7 protein-coding genes and 1 pseudogene are annotated in these 4,900 nt (G+C 57.9%); 7 read left to right on the plus strand and 1 reads right to left on the minus strand.

All coding sequences use genetic code 11. The features are described from left to right. A pseudogene (locus AC1DSC_RS32435) lies at positions 1-287 on the plus strand (hypothetical protein); the annotation flags it as partial. A gap of 38 nt (positions 288-325) precedes the next feature. Here AC1DSC_RS32435 and AC1DSC_RS32440 read toward each other — a convergent pair. Next, positions 326-877 carry a hypothetical protein gene (locus tag AC1DSC_RS32440; RefSeq protein ID WP_478132066.1) on the minus strand — a complete coding sequence of 184 codons (552 nt, stop codon included), beginning with the start codon at positions 875-877 and terminating at the stop codon, positions 326-328. A gap of 284 nt (positions 878-1,161) precedes the next feature. On the opposite strand from AC1DSC_RS32440, the gene AC1DSC_RS32445 reads away from it, so the two are divergent. From AC1DSC_RS32445 to AC1DSC_RS32470, 6 genes are all read left to right on the plus strand, one after another. Then, complete coding sequence (locus tag AC1DSC_RS32445) at positions 1,162-1,497, plus strand: SMI1/KNR4 family protein (RefSeq protein WP_478132067.1); 336 nt, start codon at positions 1,162-1,164, stop codon at positions 1,495-1,497. Positions 1,498-1,720: 223 nt separating this feature from the next. Next, positions 1,721-2,008 carry a hypothetical protein gene (locus AC1DSC_RS32450; protein ID WP_478132068.1) on the plus strand — a complete coding sequence of 96 codons (288 nt, stop codon included), beginning with the start codon at positions 1,721-1,723 and terminating at the stop codon, positions 2,006-2,008. 164 nt (positions 2,009-2,172) lie between these two features. Next, positions 2,173-2,625, plus strand: coding sequence for a hypothetical protein (locus tag AC1DSC_RS32455; RefSeq protein WP_021009198.1), 453 nt, complete (start codon positions 2,173-2,175; stop codon positions 2,623-2,625). 56 nt (positions 2,626-2,681) lie between these two features. Continuing rightward, positions 2,682-3,086 (plus strand): hypothetical protein, encoded by a 405-nt coding sequence (locus tag AC1DSC_RS32460; protein ID WP_230537963.1) that lies wholly within the window; start codon positions 2,682-2,684, stop codon positions 3,084-3,086. 191 nt (positions 3,087-3,277) lie between these two features. Then, positions 3,278-3,964, plus strand: a complete 687-nt coding sequence (locus tag AC1DSC_RS32465) for a hypothetical protein (RefSeq protein ID WP_230537962.1) — start codon at positions 3,278-3,280, stop codon at positions 3,962-3,964. 192 nt (positions 3,965-4,156) lie between these two features. Beyond that, positions 4,157-4,756, plus strand: coding sequence for a hypothetical protein (locus AC1DSC_RS32470; protein ID WP_478132069.1), 600 nt, complete (start codon positions 4,157-4,159; stop codon positions 4,754-4,756). The last annotated feature ends 144 nt before the right edge of the window (positions 4,757-4,900 follow it).

Raw genomic sequence — 4,900 nt, forward strand, 5'->3', positions numbered from 1 at the left:
TGATTTCCGGAAGCGCGTGGGTATGGGCGCATGATCTTGCAAAAGCTAATCCTGAAAAATGGCGCGGTGCTCACCGCATTCCTGGATGGATCGCGACCGCCGTCGCTGGTCTCGCAGTGGTCGCAGTGATTGCCATCAACGTTCAGGGGCCAAAGTCGCCTGCCGAACTCCCATCTCGATCAGTGCAGCTGTCGGCAGAGGAAAATGCAGAGATCGAACGGCGGGCGAGATCAAAGATCGAAGAGTTGACCGGCAAGCCCGTTGCGACAACGCCGCCCGCTCACTAGTGGCGGATCCGGCCATGAGCAGGCCTTGAACATCGTCGTCAATCGTAGATGTCGTATTCGACAAGCAGGTCCTCCATGGCATCCTCGACGCCGTAGCCGATGTTCTGACTGATGCGACATACGGCTTCCAGTCGTTCCATGAGCAAGGGGCGCTGCTCATCCGGCAGTTTCGCAATGGCCTTCAACGCCTGCTCGAACATTCGCACCAACGCGTTGAAGAAATCTTTGTCCTGCAGGCCAACTTCAACGCTGAAGCCTGATGCGCGCTCGCAGTAGAAGACCATCAATTCTGCGAGGCCCTCCGGTTGGCCAATTGACTTCCTGTAATTCGCGATGGCCTTCTTGGCCTCGGCGACCGACACGGTCTGGTTCCGGAACATCTCGGGCCAAAGGCAGCGGTTAATGGTGATCTTGTACGGCTCCAGGATATCTTCGCCCAGCCCGAAACGGGCGTGAAGGAAAACCTGGATGCTCTTGTCGGCCGTGTACAGGTCATGCACCAAGCCGACCAGTCCATCGTGGTCGAAATGGATCAGTCTGGCCTTGACGTCGCTCCAGGACGTGGATCTCTTGGTCTTGCTTGCTTTCATCTCTGTGCGTGTCGGAATTGAAGCCTGTACGACGCCTGGCAGGTGAGACCATGTTGCTGGCGAATGCCAAATTGCCAAAGTACCATCGTAAAGTCGAACTGCCGCCTCGCGGTCGCCGAGGCTAATCAGAGGCGGCGCCGTGCAAACGGTCCATCGCCGAACGGAAAGGGGCGATGCTATGGGATATGACATGGTCAAGGTCGAAGAGGCGGTTCTGCCGTTGCTCGGCGTCTTTGAGTTCGACAACGCAGAAGACAGAATGCGGCCATAACCAGACACCCACGATGACCAGTCACCTGCCTGCTGCCTACCGAGCATTCATCAACGCGAACGGCGTGTTCGAGGGCTTCGTCGTCACGGATGACGAGGAGCAGTACATCATCCTTTGGGCCGAGGACGAGGTGACTACCGCCAACGCTGAAATGGAAGTTGGCGCATACGCTCCGGGCTTCGTGGCGTTCGCCGGGAATGGTGGTGGTGAAATCTACGCCTTCGACGAGGCCGGCGCCGTCTTCATGCTGCCTATGATTGGAATGGCACCAGACGTTGCCATCAAAGTAGCTGATGACTTTCCCGGGCTTGTCCGAGGCTTCCAGCGTGGGGCTGCCCTCGGGACCTGACGCTTGCCCCACTGGCTACAGTCGGCCGATTCTGTTGAAAAAATCGGTCGCAGCGTTCACCGCTGCACCGTGGCGAAAATCGACCTCTCAGATGACCCAGGATCGACGATCGGGGCCCAAGGAATGGTTTGACCACCCCTGCAAATGTGCCCAAGAGAGCGCCACTCGAGTTTTTCAACAGAATCGGCCAACAGCCGACACTCATGTCAGAGGCTCAACCTGGATGAACAAGAGCGAAATTGCACTGAAGATCACTAATCACGAGAGCGCTGAAAGCCTGATTGGCTTCGCCTCATCGTGGTTGGTCGACCTTGGCTTCGTATCGCACGCGGGGCCAACCTGTGCGCTGCTGATGCCCGACGACCCGCAGGAGATCAACCTGCATGACCAGGAGCAATTCAACTGGTTTCGAACCTCAGTGATCGAGTCTCTGCACGCGGCAGGGCTGACCGGAGTCTGCGTCGCAGTGGGGCCAACTGACCCTGCAGCGGAAGACGTCCGCCGCATCTAAGGGCATTTGGTTCCGAACAACCGTACTGTAAGCGCGGCAGAATTCGGCCATAAGCCGACCTTCGTGATGCCTGTTCAATTTTGAGGGTGGATGCTCGGTCGGCCTGGCCCGCGACGGCTAAAGTCGCTATCCATCGACCGGCCTGGAAAATCTGTCGCAAGAAAATGACTCTGCCCAAACTGCTCGGGAAAAAGCTCAAGGACGACGAGGTGCTCCAGCTACTGGAGGACTGTCAGGCGGGTCCGGTCACTTACGAATTTGACCGCCTGCATGAGGGCACGCCGGATTCATACTGGCTCGAAGCTGCCGACGAGGGCTTCGCGATTCGGTTTGACGAGCAGCAAACGCTGAAGACCATCCATTGCTACGTCGTGCCTGTGGATGGTTTCTCGGCAGTCGATGCCGGGCTTCTAGGGGTTCCGCTTTATGCCACGCGCGACGAGGTGCAGCATGCATCGACCGACATGGGCCTTCGCGTAGTTACGGGTGATGCGGATATTCCCGCGCTCCGTCTTCAAACGGCGTGGGCGCGCGTTGAGGCGGAGGACTTTTGGACACACTATGAGTTTCGGGCCGGAGTTTTATGCATGGTGAACCTGTCCCTCCCTCGTCGGTAAGCGGCCAAGAGCGGACCTCTGTCGCAGCGGCAAAGATCCGAGTAGCTCCATTCATCTTGGACGATCGCAATTCGGCTATGTGTGAACGCGAACCGCGACAGTTAAACGTACAACAGCAAAACGCCAGCGTCGAGCGTTCGCTGCGCGCAGAAGCAAGCTATTGGAGGCGGCACGGCGTGCCGCCGGCGTTGGCTAGTGTGGGAGTTGAGCGGGGCATCCAATGGGAAAGATCGATCGTCGTTGAACTTGGCATTGACTTCCCGGGCATGCCCAGCATATTCGGTCGGCTAGTAACGCAAGACCAGCGCTTCATTGCATTTGAGATCGACACGACTGATGAGATACGAGTGGAGCAGTGGGAGGACATAACGAGCGCCCAAAATTTCAACGAGCACAATCGAGGCACAGGCGTTGGACGCGGAGCACTGGCTCTCAGGGTTTTGCGTGAACTGAGTGCGTAGTTGCTATTCATGCTGTCGCTGAGTGCAAGCGCTTTCACCGGTGCGACTGAAGCCAACCAGAAACCGACGTTCGCGCCCGTGGCAAGATCGTGCTGATCGGCCCCGAGCCCTCGGTACTGTCCAGCTAAAAAGGCAAGCTCGCTGCACGCATCGATTTCTTTGCCGTCCAGTTGAATGATGACCCTCTCCCCGTGACGAATTCAATTCCATATTACGCCAAGAACTACGATGTGTTTGTACTGCTTGGTGCACCGAGCTTGTTGCCTTGGCAATGGCAGGTATGGGTGAAGATCGAGCAGTTGCTCGCGCCATTTGTCCGCTCAGACCGCGGAAAGCCGACGGTCCGTTCAAGCCAAACCTCGGGTTTGGGGAAAGAGTATCGATCGGTCGCCTTCGGAAAGATGGGTTGGGATTTGAAGTCACATGCACGTTGGGCGCACGGCTCGCCCTCCAACGCCCTCGAGTCGAATTCTTGGAGGTTCCTTGGAACGGAAGCATGGGCGCCATCATGGACGGTATGCGAGAAAGAACATGAGGCGCCGGACTTCTACTTGCATCTACTTTCGGCGCCTAACGTCCAACATGGAGGCGCATCTCAGTTCGGCTCCATGTTGGTAGTCGCATTGGCAGCTTCTGCCTCTGAAATGCGCCGGGGGGAGCTCCGCGCCGCAATGACCGCCGTTGCAACGCTGCTCGAGAGCCCTCTCGTGGTTTGTAAGCACCGTGCCTGGGGTATCGCGTCAGGCACTGCGGGCGGCTTTCGGGATGCCATTCAGGATTTCGGCGTCGGGCGCGGATTGTTCAGGGAAGAAGACCCTCACGCGCAGCCGATCAGCCTCGAAACCTTTTCTGAAGCGTGGAGCTCGCTTCAAGTTTAAACAACGATGCAGGCCCAGCGACCGGGCCGCTGATTTGGCGTAGGCCCTTGTGCAGGGCTGCTGCAGAGGAATCTGTACTTCCGGTTCGGCCTCCTTTTCGCCGCCAACCTGTGCGGCTACAGTCGGCCAAAAGCTGACCTTTCCGGGTGCGGCAAAATTCGTCCTCCGGGGCGGGCGCTCGACAATCGGCAAATGGCCCCGGGATTGAACCTCGCGAGGAAGCATCAACGTATGATTTTTGGGGAGAAGCACGATTTCGCTATCGAGGCGATGGTTGAGCCGAACCTAGTGCTTCCCTCCTCGGTCTGGGGACGGATGCGCGTATGGTGTGCCGGGGTACCGCTGGGCGATTTCTCTGAGCCGCACTGTGGGTTGCCCTACAGCCCATTTAAGTCGCTCTGTCTGGACCTACCAGAGCTCTGGGACCCGGAGTTCGAGGGGAAGAGCGACGAGGAACTGTTTAACCATCTGGATGCGGTCTTGTATGGCTTCAAGGACGGCGTTGAGGTGGCTGATGAGCGGACGCTCGAGGAATGTGAGGATGATGCTCGCGCATATTCGCGGTTCAGCTTTCTCACCAACTGGGGCGAGATGTTTGATCGAGAGGGAAAATCGTTCATCTTCTGCGCGGATGGCGATAGCGTGAACGTGCTAAATCGCCCCATTGGATCGACGCAACTGCGGTGCCTGAGAACCTCAGCAGTTTCCGTCCAGGCAGCGTGCTCGGAATTCATGATTTGGTTCGAGCAGGAGTTGACCAAGTTACGTCCACCATCTGCCCTGCGCAACTAGGGAAGGTCTGAACAACGTGCAAACGCGATCACGTTCAGCCGTTCGACCTGCGTCAAGCCGCAAGAACGCCGATGCTTCACGCGTTTCAGGCGCGTTGCGCCGCGTTCCTCGCGCCTCATGCTGTCCGCAGGCGGACCACTCCCG

Source organism: Variovorax sp. 01N425, from assembly GCF_056399465.1.